Source organism: Vibrio sp. V01_P9A10T6 (assembly GCF_963877065.1).
Classification (GTDB): Bacteria; Pseudomonadota; Gammaproteobacteria; order Enterobacterales; family Vibrionaceae; genus Vibrio; species Vibrio anguillarum.
Window position 1 is genome coordinate 1 of record NZ_CAWNTB010000160.1, and the last position, 25,414, is coordinate 25,414.

Below are 25,414 nucleotides of genomic sequence, written 5' to 3' on the forward strand. Positions count from 1 at the left end.
ACTTTGCTGTCGCCAACATTCATCTCATTGAACGCACTGTTCGCCACGAACGTCCACTCGCCGTTTTCCGCGATGCTGAACGTGCCGTAGCTGCCTTCTTTGCTTGTCGCTGTGAAGGTGTTGTCTGCGTTGTCCACGTCCGTCGCGGTCAAGGTGCCGGTCAAGCTCAACGCCGCATCGGTTTCAGAGGCCACGACCGCTGTGTCGCCTGCGATCGTCGCCGCATCGTTCGTGCCCGTCACAATTGACCCTAAAGCACTTTGAGAATAGCCTTCTAATAGCGTTAAACTTTGTGTTTCAGAGAGGCCTAGCGCGGTGAGTGCTGACGTGGAAAATTCTGTTGCGGCTATGGTTTCCGAAGCGTCGCGAGCGATGCTAACTGAGCCCGTCGGGCTTGAACCGTTCGATTCACCCGCTGCAGTTGCAAGATCTTCGCCTAACTGTGTTGGGTCTTGGCCTTGCTCTAATGCTGCGAAAATTTCATTGATGTCATTGGTTATGTCTACGTTGCGACCATCAGCGTTAACTCTTGATATTTGTACATCATTATTATTGCCTACATCGTCTTGGGTAGCGTTACTGGCACTGATGATTATTTCACCAGGCAAGGTTTTTTCTCCTGGCTGAAGCACCCGTACATTGCCATTTGCATCCACAACGATCATCTGACCGAAAGTTAATGTTGTACCTAAAGAAAAAGAACCAAGTTCCATACAATACCTCTAATAACTTCCGAATTCACAACGATGCGACTGTTTACATTCCTACATCTTTGCTACGTAATTTGTCATTTCTAATGGTAATAAATTAGCATTTAACACCTGTAATACAAAGGAAAAACCATTTTTACACCTTCTTATGTGACGTAGGTGGAGACTTAAGTCACACATTTATAGTTTGAATCAATATCACACTAAAGATGTACTTTATTATAAAAACAATCAACAATGTTTAATAAATGTTAATTGATGATTTGGTGTATGATTCTTTGCTAAAATCACGAATGTAATGAATATGTTGCTGTTTACTGATGAGAATTTAATGTTATTTTGTTGCATTTTTCCATCAAGCGTCTCGATAATGCAACTGCTAATGCCGTACTATTGCGGCTTAAAAGAAGTAGAAGTCCCTAGAGGAGTGCCCAAGTGAATTGGATGAACATGAAAACGTTGAGCTACGCCATCGCACTCAGCTTCCCGATCTCTGTATATAGCCAGACTCTTGAGCAAGCGGTGTCAATAACGCTTGCAACCAATCCAAATATTAAAAGTGCATATAACGAATATGTGAGTAAGCGCTATAATAGCGAAGCCTCTTCTGGTGCTTACCTTCCAAGGATCGATCTCGATGCTGGTATTGGCTACGAAGCGGTAGATTTAGCCTCTGGTACTGAAAATGAACTTACCCGTAAAGAAGCCACCATTACCTTGACCCAACTGATTTGGGATGGTTCTTCGACTTTAAACGATATTGATCGTACTTCGGCTGATGCTGAATCGGTTCGTTTCCAACTCTTAGCTGACGCTCAAGATATCGCATTAGAGGTCACTAAGGTGTATCTCGATGCAACGAAAGCGTTTGAAATACTGACACTTTCTGAAAGCAACCTCTCAGTACATAAGAAAATATATCGTGATATACAAAAGCGTGTGGAATCAGGCATTGGTTCAACCGCTGATCTTTCTCAGGTTGAAGCTCGTCTAGCTAAAGCCCATGGAAATCTTTTAGCTGCACAGAATAATCTGTTTGATATACATACCCAGTTTAAACGGTTGGTAGGTCAACCTCCTCAAGATTTAATTTTCCCTAGAGCAGACCACTCTGCTTTGCCTTTTACCGTTGATGACGCTTTAGAAAAAGCCTACCAAGATCACCCGGTCATCAAAGTAGCGCAAGCCGATGTCGATTCCGCAAAGTTTCAATATAAACAAACTCAGGGAACAAATTACCCAACGTTATCTTTCGAAGCTGCACAAACATGGCGTGATGATGCCGGTGGGATAGAAGGTAGCAGCGATGAATTCTCGGCCATGATTAGGATGCGTTACAACCTATATAATGGTGGTTCAGATTCTGCGCGCACCGACAGTGCAGCCTACCAAATGAACAAAGCGAAAGATTTAAGAGATCGGACTTATCGTAGTGTTGAAGAGGGGTTGCGTTTATCTTGGAGCGCTCTTGATTTGACATTACAACAAAAAGAATTTTTAGCCGATCATGTTGATTCTGCTTCAGATACGGTTATTGCTTATGAAAAACAATATAAGCTCGGCAAGCGAACACTATTGGATGTGTTGAATACTGAAAATGAACTTTTCGAAGCAAGAAAAGGTTATCTCGATGCCAAATACGATGAACAGTATGCAAAATACCGTGTTATGAATGCAACTGGGTCATTGTTGAGTTCGTTGAGAGTGGATATACCCAAAGAGTGGCATGATGCGGTGGAGTACTAACATGTTGAAATACTTATGGCCAATGATAGCGATCTTACTCTTTATCACCTCGACGACTTCATCTGCTAGAGATGATTATCCATATATTGAGATTCCACTCGCTGATCAAATAGACGATTTACGTGACGATGATTTTGACGGCGTGATTAATGCCAGAGATTTGTGCCCCGAAACACCATTGAAGTCAGAGATCGATAATGATGGTTGTGGCACTTTCATTAAAACCGAAGAGCAACTCCAGCTTAGAATTCTGTTTGCGAATGATTCAGCGACAGTCAACCCTGTGTTTCTAAGTCAAATACGGTCAATGGCCAATTTTCTCAAGCAATACCCTTCAGCTTCGATTGAATTACAAGGTTATGCCAGTAAGGTTGGGAATCCAGGTTATAACTTAGAGTTATCGAAAAACCGAGCTTATAATGTCGAGAAGGCGCTTGTTAGTTACGGCATTAGCCATACTCGTGTCCGTATTGTTGGTTTTGGTGATACTGAACTGACAGAAAATGGTGATGATGATATTAGCCATGCGATGAATAGAAAAGTTGTCGCCACTGTCGTCGGCCACAAGGGTTCGGTGAAAGAAGAGTGGACCATTTTCACCAAACGCGAGCGTTGAAATCGATATTTATCGAGGATTGGGGCGTTTTCGCCCCTTTTTTCTGTCTAAAATTGTAATGAGTTTACTAGCACAAAATGCTATCCTTGCGCGTCATCACCTTATGAGATAAAGATAATGAGCAAATTAACTGCTGACCTTCAAGCAAACTTAGAATTGTTTATTGAACAAACAAAAGAGACCCAACTAGTATGGGGCTTAAAAAATGAAGATGGTTGGCTGGCATGCGACTCGACAGAATTTGAAAGTAGTGAAGTTATGCCCTTTTGGTCAACCAAAGAAGATGCACAAACTCACAACGTTGAAGAGTGGTCTGACTTCGAAGTGTTAGAAATCCCTCTCGATATTTTCGTAGAAGATTGGTTGATTACCCTTGATGAAGATGGTGTATTAATTGGCACCAACTGGAATGCAAGCTTAGAAGGTAAAGAAGTAGAACCTGCAGATTTGGCCAAAATGTACCTTTAGTACCTTGAACTATTTAGTACCTTGAGCTAAATAATGGGTGTTCTATTTGCACGCTATTCCATTCGCAAACACTAGAACACCCGTTTAAATTTCACTTGATCTATGCGTTGATTATTAGATACATCATAAAGTTACAGATTGCTTTTGGTGAAGCGCATTCATCACCAACGCTTTGTTTACTAAATAATCGTTTAAACCCGCTTTACGTAGCTCACATGATGGGCAATCGCCACAACCATCACCAATAATACCGTTATAACAAGTCAGTGTTTCGTGTCTTATGAGTTCGAGAGCATCATGTTGATCCGCCAATGCCCAAGTTTCTGCTTTGTTTAGCCACATTAAAGGAGTACGAATGTTGAATGGGCGATCCATCCCTTGCACCAAAGCACTGTTCATCGCTTTAACAAAATCATTTCGGCAATCCGGATAGCCAGAAAAGTCTGTTTCACAAACACCAGTAATCACCTCATCTGCACCTATTTGATACGCGTAAATACCTGCAAGGGTCAAAAACAGAATGTTACGCCCCGGCACAAACGAGTTCGGTAACCCATTCTCTTGTAACTCGTGTGATACTGGAATATCGTCACGAGTGAGTGAACTGATCGCCAACTCATTGAGTAAGCTGACATCCATGACTTTATGTGCAGCTACACCTAACTTTTTCGCTAAGGTGCTGGCAACCTCAATCTCGAGTTTATGGCGTTGGCCATAATCAAAGGTGATGGCGTGCACTTCATCAAACTCTTTTAATGCCTGAACCAAACAGGTTGTTGAATCTTGGCCACCACTAAATACCACAACGGCTTTTTTCATTTTCCTCTCCTCAGGCAATACTTAAATATTTATGCGTTTGAATCGATAAACGCCAGTTCCTCGCAATGCATGTTTCAATGCACAATTGGGTTGCCCGCTCTTTCTGACTAATAGGCTGTAAAGCAATCACTGTTGAATCAGGAACTTGCGCTCGCAGCAATAACGCATCTAGCTGTTCAATATCTTTAGCCGTTGCGACGGGGTGCTTGATCTCATTTGCTCTTAACAGAGCTGAATCGAGTACCGGCAGTTTGCCCTTCATTGCAATTTTGGGTGACACTGTCACCCATGTATTTGCTGAGGTTTGAACCGGGAATGTGCCGCTGGTTTCAATTTGAATGTGACATCCGATTGCCTCAAATGCTTGCGCAAGTGGACGCAGATCATAAATACACGGTTCACCCCCCGTAATTACAATATGTTTAGCATGATAACCCTGTGTTTTATAGAGCGACACCATCTCTTCTGCACTGACTGAGCACCAAGTTGGGCTATCTTGGGTTTTGGCTAGCACGTCATTGATTGGGCGTTCATCTTGCGGCATTGCATCCCACGTCTGCTTTGTATCGCACCAAGCGCATCCCACTGGGCATTCTTGCAAACGAATAAAAACCGCAGGAACGCCGGTATGCACGCCTTCACCTTGAATGGTCTCAAACATTTCATTAATTTTGTACAACGTAAACTCAGCCTAACTCAATATCAAAAAATGCAGGTCGCTGACCTTAATAGATGCCTTGCCTTAGGTCAAACTAAACCCATCACGTGCGTAAAAATTTGACTAAATCAGTGGCGATCACATCTCAACTTGCATAAGCTGCTGGCTTTCTTCTTCACTTAATTTAGGTAAGTCATGTATAAACTCATCGCTTTAGATATGGACGGTACTCTTCTCAATAGCCAAAAACAGATCACAGCCAGAACAAAACAGGCTATAGCCAAAGCTCGTGAAAAAGGAGTTAAAGTTGTGCTGGCGTCTGGACGTCCTATTGATGGCATGCGCGATAAGTTGCAAGAACTGCATTTAAACTCAAATGAGGATTTTGTCCTTTACTACAACGGCTCAATGGTTCAAAACATTGGCAGTGGTGAAATTATTCATCACAAAATTATCGATGGCCGCTCTGCAAAATTAGTCGCTAACCTTGCTAACCAACTTAACGTGAATACACACGCCTTTAGCCAAGTTCATGGTCTGATCACGCCTAAAATCAGTGAATATACCGAGCTTGAAGCAAGAATCAACGGACTGCCGATCACGGAAATGGATTTTGAACAGCTTGAAGATGATCATCCCATCATCAAAGCAATGATTGTGGCAGAGCCGAGCTTGCTACAGAAAGCCATTGAACAACTTCCTCCGGAGCTCTATCAGCAGTTTACTATTGTACAAAGTGCACCATTCTTTCTTGAATTCTTAAACACACAAAGTAATAAAGGCGTCGGTGTCAAAGCGATTGCCGAGCACTTGGGGATCGAGGCTAAACACATTATTTGTATGGGAGATGCTGAAAATGATCATCACATGCTGCAATACGCAGGACTTGGAATTGCAATGGCAAATGCGATGGAACAAACTAAGCAGCTAGCCGACTATATTACACTCAGTAATGACAACGATGGTGTAGCAGTTGCTATAGAAAAATTTGTACTCGGTGAGTCTCACGAATAGGCATTAAAGACGCCTCAGTCGAGGCGTCTTTAATCGGGATGTTGACTAAACAACCAGGTTAAGCACGGCATTTTCGCATGAACCATGCAAAGATGAGCATGAGTATTGGCAAGCGGAGCGTCTCAACCATTAAAGAGAAAATACTGCTGTATGAAACGAGCGTGGCACCAAATAACACCACTTGATTGAGTGCTAATAACAAAATGATCAGCAGCCACATTCGTTGAAGAGTGATGTGTAGTGGTTCAGTGCCCTTTGTCATAACTAAAGCCGATGCCGTCAGCAAAATGGCTAACCAAGCGGTGAAACTAGGCAAGGGCCAGATCATAACCAGCAGTGCAACCGTGATCGTTAAACCCCACCATACCCCACGCGAACCCAGCAGTGTTCTGACGTCGGTATAAGATTGTTCATCTAAACGAACAATATGCCACGCGACCAGAGCGCCCAACAATCCACCTATCACCATATCGCTGATGAAGGCTTCCCCAATATAGAATTTGGCCAACATTAATAGCCCCATCAACACGATAAAACCCACAAACATTCGGTTGAAATCGAGATGTTCAAAAGCTCGCAATAGTGATATCCCTACACCAAACCAAACTGCAATCGGTAAACTTGGAAAACCGTACCCGTAACTTTGGCAAAGTTCCAACAATGGTATATAGGCATGGGGTCTTGGTAATGCAAATCCTTGCTGAGCGACTAATGACAACAATGAACTCACGGTAACCACAAAAAATATCTTATAAACAGACTCTTTACCCAGATAACAGGCAATCACTGGAAATAAAACTATCAGCAATAAAGGATCCGTCAATTTGGTGATCCATACTGCGATTTGATAAATCGACGAACTCAGCGTATACGGCCATTCCGCAACCGTATTCTGCAATTTCATCATCCAGCCTAATTCGATTTGGTGAAACCGAGGCGCAGCAGAAACCAGATTCTCTACATAAATCACGGGTTGACTATCCGCTTCTTGATACATGGTTTTGATCCGATCCCATTGCTCAGGGTAACGATACTGACTTGCATCAATACGATACGGATCGATCAGCATTGCGCTAGCAACCTCGACACCATAATGAGGAGCAAACCAAATAGGCAACTCATGTCCATTACGGCTATTTTTTGACTCAAAAGCAATCACATCGGAATCACTGCGACAGCTGTAAACGACAGCCGTATCCGTATACCCCAACGTGCGCCCTACCGTTACAACAAGGCCCGTTTCTTCCCACGTTTCTCTTTGCGCGGCCAATTCTGGAGATTCACCGGGAGATATCGTCCCTCCTGGCAATGAAATCTGCTTGGTGATCACCTCGTTAACGAGCACGATCTTATGATCGGCTTTAACTAGGCATAGGGCACCACGAATATTATCTGGTAGCGTTACCGGTTGTTGAGCAACACCAACACTTGACCAGAACAACGACAGCAAACAGACACTCAACAATGAAAACTGTTTTAACACATTAAAAATCCATGATTATTATTATCGAATTACTTGCTATCGATTGACTTTCTTAACCAATGTATATGCGATGAAAAACCAGAACGTTGATAAAAAGACTGCGCTCCTTGGTTAAAATCCCACACTTCGACAAAGACTTGGGTAATACCGTACTCTTTCAATGTCTGTTCCATTTTTTGAAACAGCTGCTGTGCGATATGCTGCTGACGATATTGTGGCTCAACGTAAAGCTCATCAATACTGCCCATTGGTACCGCTTTGCTCACGCTTGAAATTAACTCGCAAAAGTGACCCGATATAAATCCCACAATTTGACTGTCTATTTTGGCAACGTAAACCAAACATTCCGGATCATCTAAATAACGAGCAATACTTTTTTCTTGTTCAATCTCTTCTGCTGTTTTGAAATGCTCAGGGCAAGCAAGGTGATGCTCATGATGAAGGTCATACATCAACTGATTCAGTTGCGGTAAATCACGATCACAAGCAGGAGTTATGATAACTAACGACATATTTCGCGCTCTGAATGAATAAAGCTTTGGCCGTGATTCTATAAGATAGTGATTAAAAAATATATCTTCATGCGTAGCGTTTTTGGTCGATTGAGCGCTAATTTCGTCTTAGAACTAAGACAGAGGAACTAAGAGAAACAAATAAAATGCGGATTGCAAATTGGCAATAAAAACGCCTCATTCATCTGAGGCGCCTCAATTAATCGTCAACTATAGGGTAGCCGCTAGTGATGGAGCGCTTTTTCTAACTCACTCAAGCTCATTGGGTCATCAATTGTTGAAGGGACAGCATACTCTTCGCCATCGGCAATTTGTCGAATGACTCGACGCAGGATTTTACCAGAGCGCGTTTTGGGTAAACGATCAACAATTAGCGCATGCTTAAAGCACGCTACCGCACCAATTTCACTGCGCACTTTGTTAACAAGTTCTTGTTCCAACTCGCGCTCATCCACCTTAACTCCATCTTTAAGCACCACCAACCCTAGCGGCAACTGCCCTTTCAGCTCGTCATACACTCCGACGACAGCACATTCGGCAACCGCAGGATGAGCACCGACGATTTCTTCCATCTCCCCCGTAGATAAACGATGGCCTGCAACGTTTATCACATCATCAATTCGCCCCATGATGAAGAGATAACCTTCTTCATCCAAATAGCCACCATCACCAGAAACATAGTAACCGTCAAATTGAGCAAGGTAACCGGACTCAAATCGTTCGTGATCACGCCATACCGTCGCTAAACAACTTGGTGGTAAGGGGCGTTTCAACGCCACAAACCCTTGTTGATTGGCGGGCATCACTTCACCTAGCTCATTGAGAATCTCGACCTGATAACCGGGAATCGGTTTCGTTGCTGACCCCGCTTTAATTGGCATTGACTCAAGCCCTATCGGATTTCCAGCAATCGCCCAACCGGTTTCGGTTTGCCACCAATGGTCAACTACTGGCTTTTGAGTGTGCTGTTCTACCCATTCAAGTGTCGGCGGGTCAAGACGTTCTCCGGCCATAAAAATAGTGGTTAAAGTGGATAAATCATAATGTTTGAGTAGATCGCCATTGGGATCTTCTTTTTTGATGGCGCGAAAGGCGGTAGGCGCAGAAAAAAGTACGTCCACCTTATACTCTTGGCACACTCGCCAAAATGCAGCCGGATCCGGTGTGCGCACCGGTTTACCTTCATATAAAATCGTGGTGCAACCGTGAATCAAGGGCGCATAAACAATGTAAGAGTGACCGACTACCCACCCCACGTCCGACGCAGCCCAAAAAACACCTTGTTGAGGCATATTGTAGATGGTTGACATGGAGTACTTCATCGCGACTGCATGACCACCGTTGTCGCGCACCACCCCTTTGGGTTTGCCTGTTGTACCTGATGTGTAAAGAATATAAAGCGGATCGGTCGCCAAAACCGGCACGCAATCATGCGGCGGCGCTTCTTTAACGGCTCGATTCCACTCTAGATCTCGCTCATTATTTAAGTCAGCCACATGCTCCGAGCGTTGTAACACCACCACTGTTTCCGGCTTCCATTTGCTGTCTAAAATGGCACGGTCAACTAAGGGTTTGTAGGGTAAAATCTTATTGATTTCGATACCGCAAGATGCCGTCATGATCACTTTCGGTTCAGCATCTTCAATACGCACCGCTAATTCATTGGGTGCAAAACCGCCAAAAACGACAGAGTGAATCGCGCCAAGCCGTGCACAAGCGAGCATCGCCATCACTGCTTCCGGGATCATTGGCATATAAATGATCACCCGATCGCCTTTAGCAACACCTTGCATTGCCAGCATTCCCGCCACTTTCGCTACCTGATCTCGTAATTGTGTATAGCTGTATTGACGCTTTCTTCCGGTTACTGGGGAATCATAAATCAGCGCGGTTTGCTCACCTCGCCCCTGCTCACAATGAAAATCTAGCGCCAACCAACAGGTATTGAGTACACCATCGGTAAACCAGCGTTCAATGCCATGCTCATCTTTTTGTAAGATAGTTTGGGGAAACTCAAACCACTCAATCTGCCGAGCTTGAGCCTGCCAAAATGATTCAGGTTCAGATTGAGCCCATTGATATTCCTTTAAATATGCCGACATAACATTTCCCTTAACATGATTTGAGGCTTAACGATGGACTAGCACCCAACCTTCCATTAACACCCGCGCGCTGCGGCTCATACTGGCTTTCTCTATTCCCCAATGACCCTCTCGTAAAACGGCTTTAGCGCCCACTTTCAGCGTACCGGATGGATGACCAAAAGTGACCGATTCTTTTGCTCCACCGCCCGCCAACATATTCACTAACGTTCCAGGGACACTGGCCGCTGAAGCGATGGCCACGGCGGCCGTTCCCATCATCGCATGATGCAGTTTTCCCATAGACAGCGCGCGCACCACAATATCGACATCGTTCGCCGATACCGCTTTACCACTGGATGACAAATAGGATTGCGCTTTTGCTGCAAACGCTACTTTAGGCGTATGTTGGTGCAGTTGGGCTTGTTCAATATGCTCAATCAAACCCATTTTCACAGCGCCATAAGCGCGAATCGCTTCAAACATCGCCAAGGCATGATCATCATTGTTGATCGCCTCTTGCAGTTCAGTACCTTGATAACCGATGTCGTGTGCATCGATAAAAATCGTCGGAATGCCCGCATTAATGAGCGTTGCATTCAAGGTTGCCATGCCGGGGATTTGCAGTTGGTCGAGCACATTTCCGGTTGGGAACATCACACCGCTATCATCGGCAGGATCGAGAAAATCAACCGCAATTTCGGCGGCGGGAAAAGTCACCCCATCAAGTTCGAAATCGCCACACTCTTGCACTTCACCCTGCTCAATTGGAACATGGATGAGAATGGTTTTGCCAATGTTGGCTTGCCAAACGCGAACCGTCACTACACCGTTATTAGGGATCCGTTCTGGGTCGATAAAACCGCTGTAAATCGCAAATGGCCCTACCGCCGCAGAAAGGTTACCGCAGTTGCCGCTCCAGTCTACGAACGCTTTGTCTATCGAAACTTGGCCGAACAAATAATCCACATCGTGATCGGCTTGCTCACTTTTGGAGAGAATCACGGCTTTGCTGGTGCTAGAACTTGCGCCGCCCATGCCATCAATTTGTTTGCCATAAGGATCGGGGCTACCAATGACACGCAACAGCAGTTGATCTCGCGCCTCTCCCGCTTGCTGAGCCTCTTTGGGTAAATCTTCAAGCCGAAAAAACACGCCCTTACTGGTGCCGCCGCGCATATAAATCGCCGGAATTTTTAATGAGTTACTCACCTGATACTCCTTTATCCTTAGCGTCATTGAGCCAGAAAATCTTGCGCAAAACGCTGCAATACGCCACCAGCCTGATACACACTGACTTCATCAGCCGTGTCTAAACGACAAGTCACCGTAACCTTCTGCTGTTCGCCCTTATTTGCGCCTTGCGTACGCGTGATCACCAAGGTTAAGTTGATGCCCGGCTTAATATCTCCCACCACATCATAAAGCTCAGTACCATCGAGTTTCAGTGTGTGGCGGTCCGTTCCCGTTTTAAATTGCAGTGGCAGAACACCCATCCCGACTAAATTCGTGCGATGGATCCGTTCAAACCCCTCGGCAACAATGGCTTCAACTCCCGCCAAACGTACACCTTTCGCCGCCCAATCACGTGACGAACCTTGCCCATAATCAGCCCCAGCAATAATGATCAATGGCTGCTTACGATCCATATAAGTCTCTATCACTTCCCACATGCGGGTAACCAAGCCTTCAGGTTCAATACGCGCTAACGAACCTTGCTTTACTTTGCCCTCCTCTTGCACCATCTCATTGAACAGTTTGGGGTTAGCAAAAGTGGCGCGTTGCGCGGTCAGATGGTCACCACGATGCGTGGCATAGGAGTTAAAATCTTGCTCCGGAACGCCCATTTTGAGCAAATATTCCCCAGCGGCACTGGTCGCTAAAATAGCGTTCGATGGCGATAAATGATCCGTAGTGATGTTGTCACCTAAAATCGCCAAAGGTCGCATGGCTGACAACCGACGTTCACCCGCTAACGCACCTTCCCAATAAGGCGGACGACGGATATAAGTGCTCATGGGGCGCCAATCATAAAGTGGCTTTTGTTTGGCCATGTGCTCATCTAATTTAAACATCTGAATGTAGATTTGTTTGAACTGTTCGGGCTTAACATGGCGCGCCACCACATCATCGATCTCTTCATCGGTTGGCCATAAGTCATTGAGGTAAATCGGCTTGCCTTGCGCATCTATTCCCAACGCGTCTTTTTCAATATCAAAACGAATCGTACCCGCAAGTGCATACGCCACCACCAATGGCGGAGAGGCAAGAAAAGCCTGTTTCGCATAGGGATGAATGCGGCCATCAAAGTTTCGGTTACCTGATAGCACAGCCGTCGTATAGAGATCGCGTTCAATGATTTGCTGCTCAATCATAGGATCAAGCGCGCCACTCATACCATTACAGGTAGTGCATGCATAAGCGACGATGCCAAAACCGAGCTGTTCTAGCTCAGGCAGCAGACCGGCTTCCTCTAAATAAAGTTTGGCTACTTTTGAGCCCGGTGCAAAAGAGGTTTTGACCCAAGGTTTGCGAACCAAACCCAATTGATTGGCCTTTTTCGCCAGCAATGCGGCGGCCACGACATTGCGCGGATTACTGGTATTGGTGCACGAAGTAATGGCGGCGATGATCACTGCGCCATCAGGTAATTCGCCTTCTTTGGTTTGCCACGCCCCCGCAATACCGCGCTCGGTCAGTTCGCTTGTCGGCAAACGGCGATGAGGATTCGAAGGCCCGGCTAAATTGCGCTGTACACTTGAGAGATCAAACTCCAGCACCCGTTCGTATTGCGCTTCAATCAAATCATCGGCCCATAAGCCGGTTTGCTTAGCGTACTGTTCAACCAAGGCTACTTGCTGTGCGTCTCGACCCGTGAGTTTGAGATAGTTGATGGTTTGCTCATCAATATAGAACATGCCTGCGGTTGCACCATATTCAGGTGTCATATTGGAAAGCGTTGCGCGATCGCCAATCGTCAATGCGCGAGCGCCTTCTCCGAAAAACTCCAGATAACAAGACACCACGCGCTGATTTCGCAAGAACTCCGTAATGGCAAGCACAATGTCGGTCGCAGTGATCCCCGCTTGGCGTTGACCGGTTAGTTTAACGCCGACAATATCGGGCAGACGCATCATCGAAGGGCGACCTAACATCACTGTTTCAGCTTCTAACCCACCGACGCCAATCGCCAACACACCTAATGAATCGACATGAGGAGTATGGCTGTCAGTGCCGACACAAGTATCTGGAAATGCTAAGCCGTTTTTCACTTGGATGACGGGCGACATTTTTTCTAAGTTAATCTGGTGCATGATGCCATTACCCGCCGGAATAACGCTGACATTTTCAAAGGCGGTTTTGCACCATTCGATGAAGTGAAAGCGATCTTCATTGCGGCGATCTTCAATCGCACGGTTTTTGTCAAACGCGTCAGCTTCGAAGCCGGCATGTTCAACCGCGAGTGAGTGATCGACAATCAGTTGCGTTTCCACCACAGGGTTTACTTTGGATGGATCACCACCTTGCTGAGCGATCGCGTCTCTTAACCCCGCCAGGTCCACTAAAGCGGTTTGCCCTAAAATGTCGTGGCACACCACACGCGCCGGATACCACGGGAAGTCGAGATCGCGCTTACGCTCAATCAGCTGTTTCAGCGAATCAACCAATGTGTGCGGCTCACAGCGGCGGACTAAATTTTCTGCCAGTATTCGTGAGGTATAAGGCAGCCGATCATACGCTCCGGCTTGGATATCATTGACCGCTTGTCGTGCATCAAAATACTCCAGCGCGGTCGCTGGTAATACTTTTTTGTATTGGCTGTTGATCGTTTGATGACTCATCAATTCCACCCATAAAACTGTCTATTCGAAACATTGTCTATGCAAAACATCGTCTAGGGAGCTAGGTTTTACCTAAAATCAAACCATACACCAAAGGAGCATGGCTTGATTTCATCCCATTAACGCTGCTCTATTGGTATCCACTCTTGATGTTCAGGGCCGTCATAATCGGCACTTGGGCGAATAATTCGGTTATTAGCGCGCTGCTCAAACACATGAGCGGCCCAGCCGGTTAATCGACTCATCACAAAAATAGGGGTAAATAATGGCGTAGGAATGCCCATAAAATGGTAGGCCGAAGCGTGGAAGAAATCAGCATTACAGAATAGGCCTTTCTCACGTTTCATCACCGCTTCAACACGTTCTGATACTGCGTACAAATGCGTGTCGCCCGACGCTTCAGATAACGCTTTTGACCAACGTTTGATCAATGCGTTACGCGGGTCACTTTCACGATAAATGGCATGACCAAAGCCCATAATTTTGTCTTTATTAGCCAACATTTGCAGAATATTGGCCTCAGCTTCATCTGGTGTTTGCCAGCGTTCAATCATCGCCATCGCCGCTTCATTGGCTCCACCATGCAACGGGCCGCGCAGTGTGCCAATCGCCCCTGTTACGCAAGAGTGAATATCTGACAGCGTAGAAGCACAGACGCGCGCGGCAAACGTTGAGGCATTAAACTCATGCTCTGCGTACAGAATCAATGAGCAATGCATCACCTGCTTGTGCAAATCGCTCGGTGCTTTCCCTGTCAGCATTTTTAAGAAGTAGCCACCAATGCATGCTTCGCTTTGATCTTCAGTGTCAATCCGAATGCCTTGGTGGCTGAAACGATACCAATAACAGATAATGGCGGGGAAAAGTGCCAACATCCGTTCGGTCGCGCTCAACTGTCCAGCAAAACTGTGCTCGGTTTCAAGGTTGCCTAAAACTGAACAGCCTGTGCGCATTACGTCCATTGGATGTGTACTGGCTGGCAGCAGCTCTAGCGCGGCTTTCAACGGCTGCGGTAAACCTCGTAATCCCATTAAGTGGGTTTTGTACTGGTCAAGTTCACTTTGATTAGGTAAATGGCCAATCAATAACAGATGAGCGACCTCTTCAAACTGTGCATGGTTGGCAAGATCGGTGATGTCATAACCTCGATACGTTAAACCCGTCCCAGTTTTTCCGACAGTACATAAAGCGGTGACACCCGCGCTTTGACCGCGCAGACCTGCGCCGCCCAGTGGTGCGTTTGACATGTTGAACTCCTTTTCCTTTGTTTTTATTATTCCTTTGATGAAAAAAGCTCGTCGAGCTTATCTTCGTAATCGTGGTAATTGAGATAGTCATACAACTCGTTACGGGTTTGCATACTATCGAGCAAAGCTTGTTGGTTGCCCTGCTCTAATAAATGGCGATAGACATTCTCAGCCGCTTTATTCATCGCACGAAACGCACTCAATGGGTAAAGCACCATATCCACTTTCGCTTGAGCAAGCTCGGCACATGGGTAGAGCGGCGTCTGCCCAAACTCAGTAATGTTGGCTAAAATCGGTACTGATTTAGCACAAGCTGCGCTTAACGCGGTGGAGAAACGATCGTACTGCTCAAGAGTGGTCATCGCTTCGGGGAAAATCATATCGGCTCCAGCCTGCACGCAAGCAATGGCACGTTCAATGGCGCTATCAATTCCTTCCACCGCTAACGCATCGGTGCGCGCCATGATCACAAACTCTGGGTTCACTCGTGCATCTACCGCGGCTTTTACGCGATCAACCATCTCTTGCTGGCTGACGATCGCTTTATTAGGGCGATGCCCGCAGCGTTTCTGCGCAACTTGATCTTCCATATGCACGGCAGCAGCACCCGCTTTTTCCATAGCTTTGATAGTGCGAGCAATGCTAAATGCGCCGCCAAAACCGGTATCAATATCCACCAGCAAAGGTAAATCACACGCATTAGTGATGCGCTCAACATCCACCAGCACATCATTTAATGTGGTGATACCTAAATCGGGCAAACCATACGAAGCGTTAGCGATGCCACCACCCGACAGATAAATGGCTTGGTGGCCTAAACGTTTGGCCATCATTGCGCAATAGGGATTGATCGTGCCGACAATCTGCAGCGGATCATTTTGTTGAACAGCGAGTCTAAATTTCGCCCCCTGACTTAAGCTCATGAGATTCTCCTAATCAGTCGCTTGGTTATCGCCCTTATTCAAGGCCGCTCTATGCGTGGTTCTTGGTTTGCTTCATTGCAGGCATGATTATTTTCTGCCCACCGCCCTGTGGCTTACTCTTTTACTATCTGCTGTTCAATCAAGATTCGACTGCCCGAAATATGGCGTCGCATCAACATCTCAGCCAGTTCTTCATCGCCGTTTTTGATCGCCTGTAGAATGTATTTGTGCTCATCCAACGCCTCCTTCGGACGTGAATGTGAGCGTGGCGATTGATAACGATACATGCGCAGTAAGTGATAGAGCTCATCACACAATAAAGTCACTAATTTATGATTACGGCTGGCTTTGATGATGCGGTAATGAAAGTCAAAATCACCGTGTTGATGAAAGTAGGAGGCCCCTTCAACTTGCTCAATATGATTCGAATGTGTCGACAATAATGCCTCTAGCCCTTGTAATTCAGAGGGCGAAATGTTGCGCGCCGCTAACCTTGCCGCCATACCCTCTAGCGCTTCGCGTACCGCATAAAGCTCAACCAGCTTAGCGGGTGACAGCTCAATTACTCGCGCGCCCACATGTGAAACACGTTCGATAAGCCCCAAGCCTTCCACACGCATTATCGCTTCACGCAGTGGCCCACGGCTTACTTGAAAACGTTTGGCGAGTTCGGGTTCTGAAATCTTGCGGCCCGGTGCTATGCGCCCTTCAACAATCGCCTCAATCAGATACTCCGTAAGGTTTTCCGATTTTGTGTTCTCTTTTTCTCGTTCAATAGCGTGTGGTTTTGTATCGGTACTGTTTAGTGTTAGTGCACTATTCATCTTGTTATCGCTCACGGGTTGGATTCATGCTGAGACGCAAAGCACTCACAGACTCACAGGTGTTAACAGTTATTAAGACTTATTGTTAAAATAGACCACAAAACCATCGATAATCAATAAAATTGTCGACACATTAGACTAATGTATAAGAAACTTAATGATTAAATCTGAACCGTAAGAAGATAAAACTCTGTGAGCTTGAAAAGAGAAAAGTGTCGATTTCGCAGATAGAATAGGCAGTGCAACCCACTACCGATGACATGGCCGTCACTTATGAATCTTTGCAAGAGAATCACGCATTCTCCTTTTGGTTACGCTCTCGCCTGCTCGTTACTATTATCCGGATGCATTGCTTATAACAGTAATCCGAAAAATCCACGCACCTACCCATCACTGAGTGAGGCGATCTATTCTGAGGATGCTCTTTCATTAGCAGACAACCCAAATATTATTCGCGCGGCGATAGAGCAGAATCAGTCGGTCACTATTAATGACCTCAATGCGCTAATAAGCCAGTTACCTATTGTTTTTCCTGAATTAAATTTGCATATTGAGCAAGAGCACTCATTTGATGCTCGTTTATTTCAAAGCGCAGTGCAGCAACTTGTTGGTCAATTTGCTTGTGAATTGTACAGCAGCCAGCAAATGCCCGATTCGGTTCAAATGTGTGCAAACGATGGCCGTGTAACGCCGAACAACTTAGGCTATCTACCTTTTCATCAAGGGAAGTATTGGGGTGAGCGTTTAACGGTTCATCGACATTCTCAGCCGCAAGGTTCTCAATCGCAAAGTGTAATCGTTGATCTCTATCTTAAAAGCACATCGGAGCGACCACTGAGTTCAATATGGGGCTCGACGCATACTTTAGGGCGATTCCATGGATCGCACTTTTCGTCGGACAGTGTGGTACTCACCGTCTACTTCGAAGGGCATGTGTTAGATGAGCGCCATCAATGGCAAGCCCAATATCCCGAACCTTTGATCTTTTTCTTGCTGCTGCCCAGTATCACGACCTTGCTTCAACAAGGTAATGACGCCTCAGCCGCGCAATTTGCAATGAATAACACTCGATTACTGCTCGTAGATAGTGAGACAAGACGCTAACGAAGACTCGTCACACAACGCAGTAAAATAACGCCGTGAACTTTATGAACAAAAACGTTTTTATGCCCTATATTGTTTTTATCTACGCATTAGAGACAAACCTGTAACAGGTTATTAACTTAACGTATCTGCATTAGATCATTGATGCAGTCATGATAACAACGATAAGCACCCTATCTCTGCCTGTAGCATTCAGTCACAAACGCTCCAAGGTAAAGATGAAGATGCGCCCTACATAAGGAACGTGAATATGTTTAAGCAGTTCAAACCAACCCTCACTGCATCCATTCTGGCTGCAACTTTTTCTATTAGCAGCTTCGCCGCTGATATTGAGAAACTTCACATTTTAGTACCCGGTGGCGCGGGTGGTGGTTGGGATATGACGGCTCGTGGTACAGGTGATGTACTGATGAAAACCGACATTGTCGGCAATGTGTCTTACCAAAACTTATCCGGTGGCGGTGGTGGTAAAGCGATTGCACACCTAATTGAAACCGCAGACCGCCAAGAAGATACTTTAATGGTCAATTCCACACCGATTGTTGTTCGTTCTTTATCCGGTGTTTTTCCACAATCCTTCCGCGATTTAACACCGATTGCCGCCACCGTTTCTGATTATGGCGCTATCGTTGCTGCGGGCGATTCAAAATACAAAACGTGGGAAGATGCGGTTGCCGATTTCAAAGACAACCCGCGTAAAGTGAAAGTCGCTGGCGGTTCTGCTCGTGGCAGTATGGATCACTTAGTCGCCGCGGCCGCCTTCAAAGGGCAAGGGTTGGATCCAAAAGAAGTTCGCTACATCGCCTATGACGCGGGTGGCAAAGCCATGGCGGCACTGCTTTCTGGTGAAACACAACTGCTTTCAACAGGCTTAGGTGAAGTGCTTGAAATGTCCAAGTCTGGCCAAGTGAAAATTTTGGCGATCACCGCCCCTAAACGTTTGGAATCTGCCCCGAATATTCCAACATTAACTGACTATGGCAACCCAACAGTCTTTGCTAACTGGCGCGGCTTCTTCGCAGCCCCTGGGATCAGCCAAGAGAAGATTGATCAGTGGAACGCAGCATTAGCGAAAATGTACACCACCGATGAATGGAAAATCGTCCGCGACCGTAATGGTTGGATCGATAACTATCAAGCGGATAAAGAGTTTTACGCCTTCTTAGAAGCCCAAGAGAAAGAGATGGGTGATCTGATGCGTGAGCTCGGTTTCCTGAAGTAAGGTCGCTAAGGGGACAGTTCCTTGCCTTGTCCCCGCTAGCAACACTTTTGCCGTGTGCAGTTATGCTCAATACTCCTTTGTTTATCAGGCAAATATGGATAGGAAAACCTTCATATACCTATCCCTTTGCCCTTAGTTAATCAATTCATTAACTCGCTGCTACACGGCTCTTTTCTCCCCTATTTTTACCATGGAGTTGGATATGTCGGATCTGCCAACCAAATTTTTCAGCAAAGAATATTTACTGTGCCGCGATCGCGTTGGCGCGTTGATCTTCCTTGTTCTTAGCCTTTGCTACGGCTATCAAACGACTCAAATACCGATGTTTCCCGGTGATGAATATGAACCGTTTAACGCCCAAACCTTACCGACTCTGCTGACTTACGCTGGAATTGGCCTCTCTTTGTTGATGCTGGTGTTAGGGCAGCCCGATAAACAAAGTGGCGCGGTATTGCACTTCAACTGGAAATTGTTGATTGGTTTTTTAGTGTTGATGGCGCTGTACGGACTTGGCCTAACTTATTTAGGCTTCGTACTGGCCACCAGTTTCTTTTTACTCGCTGGCTTTTATATTTTGGGTGAAAGACGCAAATCAGTGTTATTTGGTGCTTCTTTTCCCTTTGTCATTGCGTTTTATCTGCTGCTTACTCAAGGTTTGGACATCTACCTTGAGCCCGGCGTTATTTTCACACTCTGGTAGGAACTGATTATGTTAGATGGAATTTTACAAGGGCTTTCTACCGCCATGATGCCAATGAACATCTTCATGGTGATTGTGGGCTGTTTCGTCGGTACTTTTATCGGCATGTTACCCGGGCTTGGCCCGATTTCGGCTATCGCGTTGATGATCCCGATCACCTATGGCCTTGAACCATCTTCAGGTTTAATTTTAATGGCCGGCGTTTATTACGGCGCTATTTTTGGCGGCTCCACTTCCTCCATTTTGATTAATGCTCCCGGATGCTCGGCAACCGTGGTCACCGCGTTTGATGGCTACCCCATGGCGCAAAAAGGCCAAGCTGGTAAAGCGTTAGCCATCGCTGCTTACGCCTCTTTTACAGGCGGAACCTTGTCAGCGATTATGCTCTTGGTCGCAGCGCCTGCACTGGCCAGCGTGTCACTGAGTTTTCAATCCTCTGACTATTTTGCGTTGATGCTACTCGGTCTATCGGCGGTCGCCGCCTTTGCTGGAAAAGGACAAGTCCTTAAAGCATGGATGATGGTTGTTCTTGGCTTGATGCTCTCTACCGTTGGTATTGATAAAGGCGTAGGTGTGGAACGTTTTACCTTTGGCTTAACTGATTTAATGGACGGTTTTAGCTTCCTCTTGCTGGCGATGGCGACATTCGCTTTAGGCGAAACATTAATGGGTATTTTAAAACCAGAAAACGACACGCGTACAGATGAACAGAATAAAATCAGCAACTTGGGCAGTATGAAAATCACCAAGGCAGAATTTAAAGAAGCGGCTCCCGTTTCAATTCGTGCTTCCATTTTAGGTTTTTTCACTGGCGTGTTGCCCGGCGCTGGCGCAACCATCGCCGCATTTTTGAGTTATGGTATGGAGCGCAGCTTAGCGCCCAAAGATAAAAAAGAAGAGTTCGGTAAAGGGTCTTTGCGTGGGCTTGTTGCACCAGAGTCTGCCAATAACGCCGCCTCTAGCGGATCTTTTGTTCCGCTGTTGACACTCGGCATTCCCGGCTCTGGCACCACAGCGATCATGCTTGGAGCCCTGCTCTCTTACGGCATTCAACCTGGCCCTCGTTTATTTGTTGATCACCCTGATGTCTTTTGGTCTGTCATCATCTCAATGTATCTCGGTAATATTGTACTTATCATCCTTAACTTACCGCTTATTCCTTATATTTCAAGGCTATTGGCGGTACCGAGAACCGTATTGCTGCCGATGATTTTGTTCTTCTCAATCACCGGTGTTTATTTGGTTTCGTTTAACACTATGGATGTTTACGTAATGTTGATCGTCGCGATGGGGGCGATTGCTCTACGGTTAGCCAACTTCCCGCTGGCACCACTGCTGCTTGGCTTTATTTTGGGTGGATTAATGGAAGAGAACCTTCGCCGCGCGTTGATGATCAGCGATGGGGAGTTAAGCTTCTTGTGGGAACGTCCGATCACTTTCGTGTTTACCGTGCTTGCAGTCGTAATGTTGACTAGTCCACTTGTGGTGATGCTGGCGAACAAACTTCGCTCTTCACCGACCAAAGCCGTTGAATAACAAGAGATTGTATCAATAGAAACTCATCCAACCATACAAAGACCTAGCGAAAATGCTGGGTCTTTGCTTTACTATGCACTTCAAATTTTTCCAATGTCAGCGATTGTCATGTCGTTCATCGTACCTATCTAGGAGCCTCCATGACGGATAGACACTCTTTAATCATCGTTGAAGATGATCTAAAACTCAGAGAAATGTTAACAGAATACTTTGAAAGTCAAGATATTAGCGTCATTGCCCTTGCTGAAGGTGCCAAAGCGAGCGCGGTCATTTTAGAGCAACAACCAGATATCGTGTTACTGGATTTAATGCTACCCGGTGAAGATGGGCTGACAATTTGTAGACAGATCCGTCCTATGTACAACGGTAAGATATTGATGCTGACCGCCAGTGATGACGATTTTGATCACGTTGCAGCACTGGAAATTGGTGCCGATGATTTTGTGACAAAGCCGATTAAACCACGCGTCTTGCTTGCAAGAATGCGTATGCTACTGCGCAGAGTCGACAACGAGCCAATTCAAACCGCGAAAACCGTGCTTGAATTTGGGGCCTTGTCTCTCAATCAATCTCGACATCTGTGTGAAATGAATGGTGAGGCCGTAGCGATGACCGACAGCGAATTCGACTTGCTGTGGCTACTGGCATCAACACCAGATCAAGTCCTATCACGGGATGTATTAACCAAAGCGTTACGCGGGATTGAATACGATGGGCTTGATAGAACCGTCGATAACAAGATTGTCATTTTGCGTAAAAAACTCGGTGATGATTCTTCCACACCGAAACGCATTATTACGGTCCGAGGGAAAGGATACCTTTTTGTACCAGACACGTGGTAATGACCACGTATTTTAGAAGAAACCTGTATGCGTCGTATCTACGTTGAATCTTTTGTTGGTTTATTGCTCTTTTTTTTAGCGACACTCATTACCATTGAACTGGTCGTTTACCAGCTTGGTACTGACTACGATTACGTACTTGAAGATTATCAAGCTGAAGCATTTCATGACTTGGTCACTCGTATTTATCAGCATGAAGGTGAAGCCAACACCTTAAATGTACTAAAAGAATATGCCGATAAAACACGACAACTGATAGAGACGCATACTGAAAAGACCTTACCCTCAGATGTGCGAGCGTTTTTCTTTACCACCCCCAATGCCTACACCTACTACGATAATGACCGTTTTTTATGGTTGCGCCTTACGTCCACCTCACCAATTTACAGCTTTAAACCCGATGAAGAATCACCACTGAGGCAAGCCATTTTCTTCGCAGATAATCTCTCACTTTTGCTGCTTGTCGTAGGCTTTGCACTGTACTGTGTGTTGCTGATCTGGTTCATCAGTCGGCGAGTGCGTGAATTGGAAAAAGTGACCTTAGCCTTTGCCGCTGGTGATCTGACCGCTCGCGCCTCCATCAAAAGCGGCGATAAAGTCGGCTCTTTAAACAAAAGCTTTAACTACATGGCGAGCAAAATTTCCGCTTTGGTGCTCAGCAATAAAGCGCTGAGTAATGCCGTAGCTCATGAGTTACGCACCCCTATCTTTCGGATCCAATGGCAAGCAGAAATGTTGGCCGATGAATCTCTGACACCAAAACAAGCGGCGAAAGTCGCCAGTATCATCGAAGATACCGAAGAGATGGAAACGATGGTCGATGAACTTCTTTACTACGCGAAAGTTGAAAGGCCAGAAAACGAACTCAATATGCAGACAATTCAGCTCAATTACTGGCTCGAACCAATACTAGATAAATGGCGCAGCAACAGCGTAGTCGAGATCCAGTTGCTGCCATTAGCACAAGTCGCCACTTTACAAGTCGATCCATACCTTCTCAAAAGAGCTCTGGATAATTTATTGGGTAATGCTCAGAAATACGCCAAAAGCAAAATAGCCGTTGAAACCTCCGTGATCAACGCAGGTCAAGCAGTACAAATTGATATCCATGATGATGGAGAAGGGATTGACCCGCAGCACTGGCCATTCATTTTTGATGCTTTTTACAGCGCGGATCTCTCACGTGGAGAGCGACAATCAGGCTTCGGATTAGGTTTGGCCATCGTTAAACAGATCGTTTTACGCCACAACGGCCAAGTATCGGTGGCTAAAAGTGTGTTCGGAGGCGCTTGCTTTACTCTTGTACTACCCGTGGTGGGCGTTTAATATCGGGCCACTTAAGAGAATCCGTGAACTGACGTCATTGATTCTCTTTTTTAACATGAGGGTGCGGGACGAAGGCTATTTTACGTCTACACGTAATTCACTCATGCCCATTGTCATAGTTATTCATTATTAGGTTGTTCATTTTATGAAACCAGGTCGTACGGGTATAAAGCGTCTGTTTTATGCCACAGGTTATTCAATACAAGGGCTGAAAGCCGCGTGGCTAAACGAAGCCGCTATTCGACAAGAAACTGTCACTTCAATTTTGTTGATTACCATTACTTTCGTTTTGCCTGTCACTAAAATTGAGCAAATCATGATGATTGGTTGCTTAGTCTTAGTTGTGATTGTGGAGTTGATGAATTCCGCCGTGGAAGCCGTGGTTGACCGCGTCGGTAGCGAATGGCACGAACTCAGTGGCCGCGCCAAAGACATCGGTTCAGCTGCCGTACTGATCGCGTTGATATTTTCAGCATTCACATGGATGTTTATTCTGTGGCCTTATTACTTTTAGCGTATCATTTTGGCGCGCGTTAATGGCTCATTGTTTTATAACGGCCAACCAGTTGTAAAAAAGCCAGCAGAATCATAAAACAAACGACTGCTGGCTATGTCGATTTAGGAATGGTTTGGATAATCTGTATATCCCTTAGTACCTCCACCAAATAAGCAACTTGGATCAAATGCCGATAATGTACGGTTCATTTTCAAACGCTCGACTAAGTCTGGATTCGCAATAAAGGGACGCCCAAATGCGACTAAGTCAGCGTAGCCGTTTTCCAAGATTTGGTTTGCTCGCTCAACGTCATATCGGCCTGCAACAATAATGGTATTGGTGAACAGCTCACGTAAATGTCGGCGAAAATCTTCAGGGATTTGTGGAGCATCATCCCAATCAGCTTCTGACAAATGCAGATACGCAATACCGAGTTTCTGTAATTGCTCCGCGGCTTGTAAAATCGTTGGGACGATATCTGGGCAGTTCATATCTTTAAATGTGATGTAAGGCGCCAAGCGAACTCCAACTTTGTCAGCACCAACCTTATCAATGATTGCACTCACAACTTCCATAAGAAAACGTAAGCGGTTTTCTCTGCTGCCACCATATTGATCAGTGCGATGATTCGAATTGGTTCGCAAAAACTGATCGATCAAATAGCCATTACCACCATGAATTTCGACGCCATCAAAGCCAGCCGCAATCGCATTGTGTGCAGCATTAGCAAAATCGCGTACCACTTGGTTAATCTCTTGCAATGTCATTGCTCTTGGTTCAACGCATTCCATCATCTCACCGGCACTCCCCGGCTGTGCAATCCAGACTTTGGTATCGACTGGAGCAATAGCTGAAGGAGCCATCGGCTTTTGACCTTGCTGAAAAACAGGATGCGATACTCGCCCTACATGCCATAGCTGATTCATTATTTTTCCTCCGCGGTCATGCACGGCTTGAGTGACCTGCTGCCAACCCACAATTTGTTCTGGCGTGTATATGCCAGGAGTAAATGAGTATCCTTGGCTATCGTCTGATATTTGTGTTGCTTCAGTAATAATCAGACCAGCACTCGCTCGCTGAGCATAATATTGCGCCATGATGTCGTTGGGAACATTACCCGGTTGACTTGTCCGAGCACGCGTCATCGGGGCCATTACCAGCCGGTTATTCAAAGAAAGTGGACCGATTTGTATCGGGGAAAATAAGCTACTCATCATTCAATCGCTCTGTATTGGGTTGTTATCC

The 25,414-nt window shown here is 45.8% G+C and carries 23 protein-coding genes; 11 read left to right on the forward strand and 12 right to left on the reverse strand.

What is annotated here, in order from left to right; genetic code table 11:
* On the reverse strand, positions 1-713 hold a 713-nt coding region (locus AACQ21_RS11085; RefSeq protein WP_146127532.1), incomplete at its 3' end, for a retention module-containing protein.
* Positions 714-1,145: 432 nt separating this feature from the next.
* Between AACQ21_RS11085 and AACQ21_RS11090 the strand changes: the two genes are divergently transcribed.
* The 3 genes from AACQ21_RS11090 (at position 1,146) to AACQ21_RS11100 (ending at position 3,540) form a co-directional block, all read left to right on the forward strand.
* The gene (locus AACQ21_RS11090; RefSeq protein WP_105976726.1) at positions 1,146-2,456 is read left to right on the forward strand and encodes a TolC family outer membrane protein; all 1,311 of its coding nucleotides are present in this window, start codon (positions 1,146-1,148) and stop codon (positions 2,454-2,456) included.
* The gene (locus AACQ21_RS11095) at positions 2,437-3,072 is read left to right on the forward strand and encodes an OmpA family protein (RefSeq protein ID WP_105976727.1); all 636 of its coding nucleotides are present in this window, start codon (positions 2,437-2,439) and stop codon (positions 3,070-3,072) included. Before AACQ21_RS11090 ends, AACQ21_RS11095 begins: the two co-directional genes overlap by 20 nt.
* Before the next feature lie 117 nt (positions 3,073-3,189).
* A complete protein-coding gene (locus AACQ21_RS11100) occupies positions 3,190-3,540 on the forward strand; it encodes a DUF2750 domain-containing protein (RefSeq protein WP_013856942.1) in 351 nt (116 codons plus the stop codon).
* Between the two features lie 123 nt (positions 3,541-3,663).
* Here AACQ21_RS11100 and queC read toward each other — a convergent pair whose 3' ends face one another.
* Positions 3,664-4,359 carry a 7-cyano-7-deazaguanine synthase QueC gene (gene queC, locus AACQ21_RS11105; protein WP_170899192.1) on the reverse strand — a complete coding sequence of 232 codons (696 nt, stop codon included), beginning with the start codon at positions 4,357-4,359 and terminating at the stop codon, positions 3,664-3,666.
* Positions 4,360-4,369: 10 nt separating this feature from the next.
* Positions 4,370-5,038: a 7-carboxy-7-deazaguanine synthase QueE gene (gene queE, locus AACQ21_RS11110; RefSeq protein ID WP_105976728.1), complete on the reverse strand. Its 669-nt coding sequence runs from the start codon at positions 5,036-5,038 to the stop codon at positions 4,370-4,372.
* A gap of 174 nt (positions 5,039-5,212) precedes the next feature.
* Between queE and yidA the strand changes: the two genes are divergently transcribed.
* Positions 5,213-6,031 carry a sugar-phosphatase gene (yidA, locus tag AACQ21_RS11115; RefSeq protein WP_064625137.1) on the forward strand — a complete coding sequence of 273 codons (819 nt, stop codon included), beginning with the start codon at positions 5,213-5,215 and terminating at the stop codon, positions 6,029-6,031.
* 58 nt (positions 6,032-6,089) lie between these two features.
* Here yidA and AACQ21_RS11120 read toward each other — a convergent pair whose 3' ends face one another.
* The 8 genes from AACQ21_RS11120 to AACQ21_RS11155 form a co-directional block, all read right to left on the reverse strand.
* Positions 6,090-7,514: a bifunctional NUDIX hydrolase/phosphatase PAP2 family protein gene (locus AACQ21_RS11120; protein ID WP_105976729.1), complete on the reverse strand. Its 1,425-nt coding sequence runs from the start codon at positions 7,512-7,514 to the stop codon at positions 6,090-6,092.
* 29 nt (positions 7,515-7,543) lie between these two features.
* Positions 7,544-8,026 carry a GNAT family N-acetyltransferase gene (locus AACQ21_RS11125; protein WP_017046144.1) on the reverse strand — a complete coding sequence of 161 codons (483 nt, stop codon included), beginning with the start codon at positions 8,024-8,026 and terminating at the stop codon, positions 7,544-7,546.
* Positions 8,027-8,250: 224 nt separating this feature from the next.
* Positions 8,251-10,128 (reverse strand): propionyl-CoA synthetase, encoded by a 1,878-nt coding sequence (locus tag AACQ21_RS11130; protein WP_105976730.1) that lies wholly within the window; start codon positions 10,126-10,128, stop codon positions 8,251-8,253.
* A 27-nt stretch (positions 10,129-10,155) separates the two neighbouring features.
* Positions 10,156-11,346, reverse strand: coding sequence for a 2-methylaconitate cis-trans isomerase PrpF (gene prpF, locus AACQ21_RS11135; RefSeq protein WP_105976731.1), 1,191 nt, complete (start codon positions 11,344-11,346; stop codon positions 10,156-10,158).
* Positions 11,343-13,949 (reverse strand): Fe/S-dependent 2-methylisocitrate dehydratase AcnD, encoded by a 2,607-nt coding sequence (gene acnD, locus AACQ21_RS11140; protein ID WP_105976732.1) that lies wholly within the window; start codon positions 13,947-13,949, stop codon positions 11,343-11,345. The genes prpF and acnD overlap by 4 nt, the downstream gene beginning before the upstream one ends.
* 119 nt (positions 13,950-14,068) lie before the next feature.
* Positions 14,069-15,196: a bifunctional 2-methylcitrate synthase/citrate synthase gene (gene prpC, locus AACQ21_RS11145; RefSeq protein ID WP_105976733.1), complete on the reverse strand. Its 1,128-nt coding sequence runs from the start codon at positions 15,194-15,196 to the stop codon at positions 14,069-14,071.
* Between the two features lie 26 nt (positions 15,197-15,222).
* Positions 15,223-16,119 (reverse strand): methylisocitrate lyase, encoded by an 897-nt coding sequence (gene prpB, locus AACQ21_RS11150; protein ID WP_105976734.1) that lies wholly within the window; start codon positions 16,117-16,119, stop codon positions 15,223-15,225.
* 113 nt (positions 16,120-16,232) lie between these two features.
* Positions 16,233-16,943 carry a GntR family transcriptional regulator gene (locus AACQ21_RS11155; RefSeq protein ID WP_105976737.1) on the reverse strand — a complete coding sequence of 237 codons (711 nt, stop codon included), beginning with the start codon at positions 16,941-16,943 and terminating at the stop codon, positions 16,233-16,235.
* A gap of 273 nt (positions 16,944-17,216) precedes the next feature.
* Between AACQ21_RS11155 and AACQ21_RS11160 the strand changes: the two genes are divergently transcribed.
* The 7 genes from AACQ21_RS11160 to AACQ21_RS11190 all read left to right on the forward strand — a co-directional run bounded on the left by AACQ21_RS11160 (position 17,217) and on the right by AACQ21_RS11190 (position 24,187).
* A complete protein-coding gene (locus tag AACQ21_RS11160) occupies positions 17,217-18,047 on the forward strand; it encodes a hypothetical protein (protein ID WP_105976735.1) in 831 nt (276 codons plus the stop codon).
* A gap of 250 nt (positions 18,048-18,297) precedes the next feature.
* Positions 18,298-19,269, forward strand: coding sequence for a tripartite tricarboxylate transporter substrate binding protein (locus tag AACQ21_RS11165; protein WP_017047673.1), 972 nt, complete (start codon positions 18,298-18,300; stop codon positions 19,267-19,269).
* Between the two features lie 202 nt (positions 19,270-19,471).
* On the forward strand, positions 19,472-19,969 hold the full coding sequence (locus AACQ21_RS11170) for a tripartite tricarboxylate transporter TctB family protein (protein ID WP_010318351.1): 498 nt from the start codon (positions 19,472-19,474) through the stop codon (positions 19,967-19,969).
* Between the two features lie 9 nt (positions 19,970-19,978).
* Positions 19,979-21,505 carry a tripartite tricarboxylate transporter permease gene (locus AACQ21_RS11175; RefSeq protein WP_017046152.1) on the forward strand — a complete coding sequence of 509 codons (1,527 nt, stop codon included), beginning with the start codon at positions 19,979-19,981 and terminating at the stop codon, positions 21,503-21,505.
* Between the two features lie 140 nt (positions 21,506-21,645).
* Positions 21,646-22,347 carry a response regulator gene (locus AACQ21_RS11180; RefSeq protein ID WP_013856957.1) on the forward strand — a complete coding sequence of 234 codons (702 nt, stop codon included), beginning with the start codon at positions 21,646-21,648 and terminating at the stop codon, positions 22,345-22,347.
* 27 nt (positions 22,348-22,374) lie between these two features.
* A complete protein-coding gene (locus tag AACQ21_RS11185) occupies positions 22,375-23,673 on the forward strand; it encodes an ATP-binding protein (protein ID WP_096036338.1) in 1,299 nt (432 codons plus the stop codon).
* A gap of 145 nt (positions 23,674-23,818) precedes the next feature.
* Entirely contained in the window at positions 23,819-24,187 is a 369-nt protein-coding gene (locus tag AACQ21_RS11190) for a diacylglycerol kinase (protein ID WP_013856959.1), read from the forward strand.
* 104 nt (positions 24,188-24,291) lie between these two features.
* On the opposite strand, the gene AACQ21_RS11195 is transcribed toward AACQ21_RS11190, so the two are convergent.
* Complete coding sequence (locus AACQ21_RS11195; protein ID WP_219884451.1) at positions 24,292-25,383, reverse strand: alkene reductase; 1,092 nt, start codon at positions 25,381-25,383, stop codon at positions 24,292-24,294.
* Positions 25,384-25,414 lie beyond the last annotated feature (31 nt).

Coding starts and splice junctions, on each gene's coding strand:
- AACQ21_RS11095 (WP_105976727.1), top strand. CDS start 2,437: ATGATGCGGTGGAGTACTAACATGTTGAAATACTTATGGCCAATGATA.
- AACQ21_RS11100 (WP_013856942.1), top strand. CDS start 3,190: ATGAGCAAATTAACTGCTGACCTTCAAGCAAACTTAGAATTGTTTATT.
- queC (WP_170899192.1), bottom strand. CDS start 4,359: ATGAAAAAAGCCGTTGTGGTATTTAGTGGTGGCCAAGATTCAACAACC.
- yidA (WP_064625137.1), top strand. CDS start 5,213: ATGTATAAACTCATCGCTTTAGATATGGACGGTACTCTTCTCAATAGC.
- AACQ21_RS11125 (WP_017046144.1), bottom strand. CDS start 8,026: ATGTCGTTAGTTATCATAACTCCTGCTTGTGATCGTGATTTACCGCAA.
- AACQ21_RS11130 (WP_105976730.1), bottom strand. CDS start 10,128: ATGTCGGCATATTTAAAGGAATATCAATGGGCTCAATCTGAACCTGAA.
- prpF (WP_105976731.1), bottom strand. CDS start 11,346: ATGACGCTAAGGATAAAGGAGTATCAGGTGAGTAACTCATTAAAAATT.
- acnD (WP_105976732.1), bottom strand. CDS start 13,949: ATGAGTCATCAAACGATCAACAGCCAATACAAAAAAGTATTACCAGCG.
- prpC (WP_105976733.1), bottom strand. CDS start 15,196: ATGTCAAACGCACCACTGGGCGGCGCAGGTCTGCGCGGTCAAAGCGCG.
- prpB (WP_105976734.1), bottom strand. CDS start 16,119: ATGAGCTTAAGTCAGGGGGCGAAATTTAGACTCGCTGTTCAACAAAAT.
- AACQ21_RS11155 (WP_105976737.1), bottom strand. CDS start 16,943: ATGAATAGTGCACTAACACTAAACAGTACCGATACAAAACCACACGCT.
- AACQ21_RS11160 (WP_105976735.1), top strand. CDS start 17,217: ATGAATCTTTGCAAGAGAATCACGCATTCTCCTTTTGGTTACGCTCTC.
- AACQ21_RS11165 (WP_017047673.1), top strand. CDS start 18,298: ATGTTTAAGCAGTTCAAACCAACCCTCACTGCATCCATTCTGGCTGCA.
- AACQ21_RS11170 (WP_010318351.1), top strand. CDS start 19,472: ATGTCGGATCTGCCAACCAAATTTTTCAGCAAAGAATATTTACTGTGC.
- AACQ21_RS11175 (WP_017046152.1), top strand. CDS start 19,979: ATGTTAGATGGAATTTTACAAGGGCTTTCTACCGCCATGATGCCAATG.
- AACQ21_RS11180 (WP_013856957.1), top strand. CDS start 21,646: ATGACGGATAGACACTCTTTAATCATCGTTGAAGATGATCTAAAACTC.
- AACQ21_RS11185 (WP_096036338.1), top strand. CDS start 22,375: ATGCGTCGTATCTACGTTGAATCTTTTGTTGGTTTATTGCTCTTTTTT.
- AACQ21_RS11190 (WP_013856959.1), top strand. CDS start 23,819: ATGAAACCAGGTCGTACGGGTATAAAGCGTCTGTTTTATGCCACAGGT.
- AACQ21_RS11195 (WP_219884451.1), bottom strand. CDS start 25,383: ATGAGTAGCTTATTTTCCCCGATACAAATCGGTCCACTTTCTTTGAAT.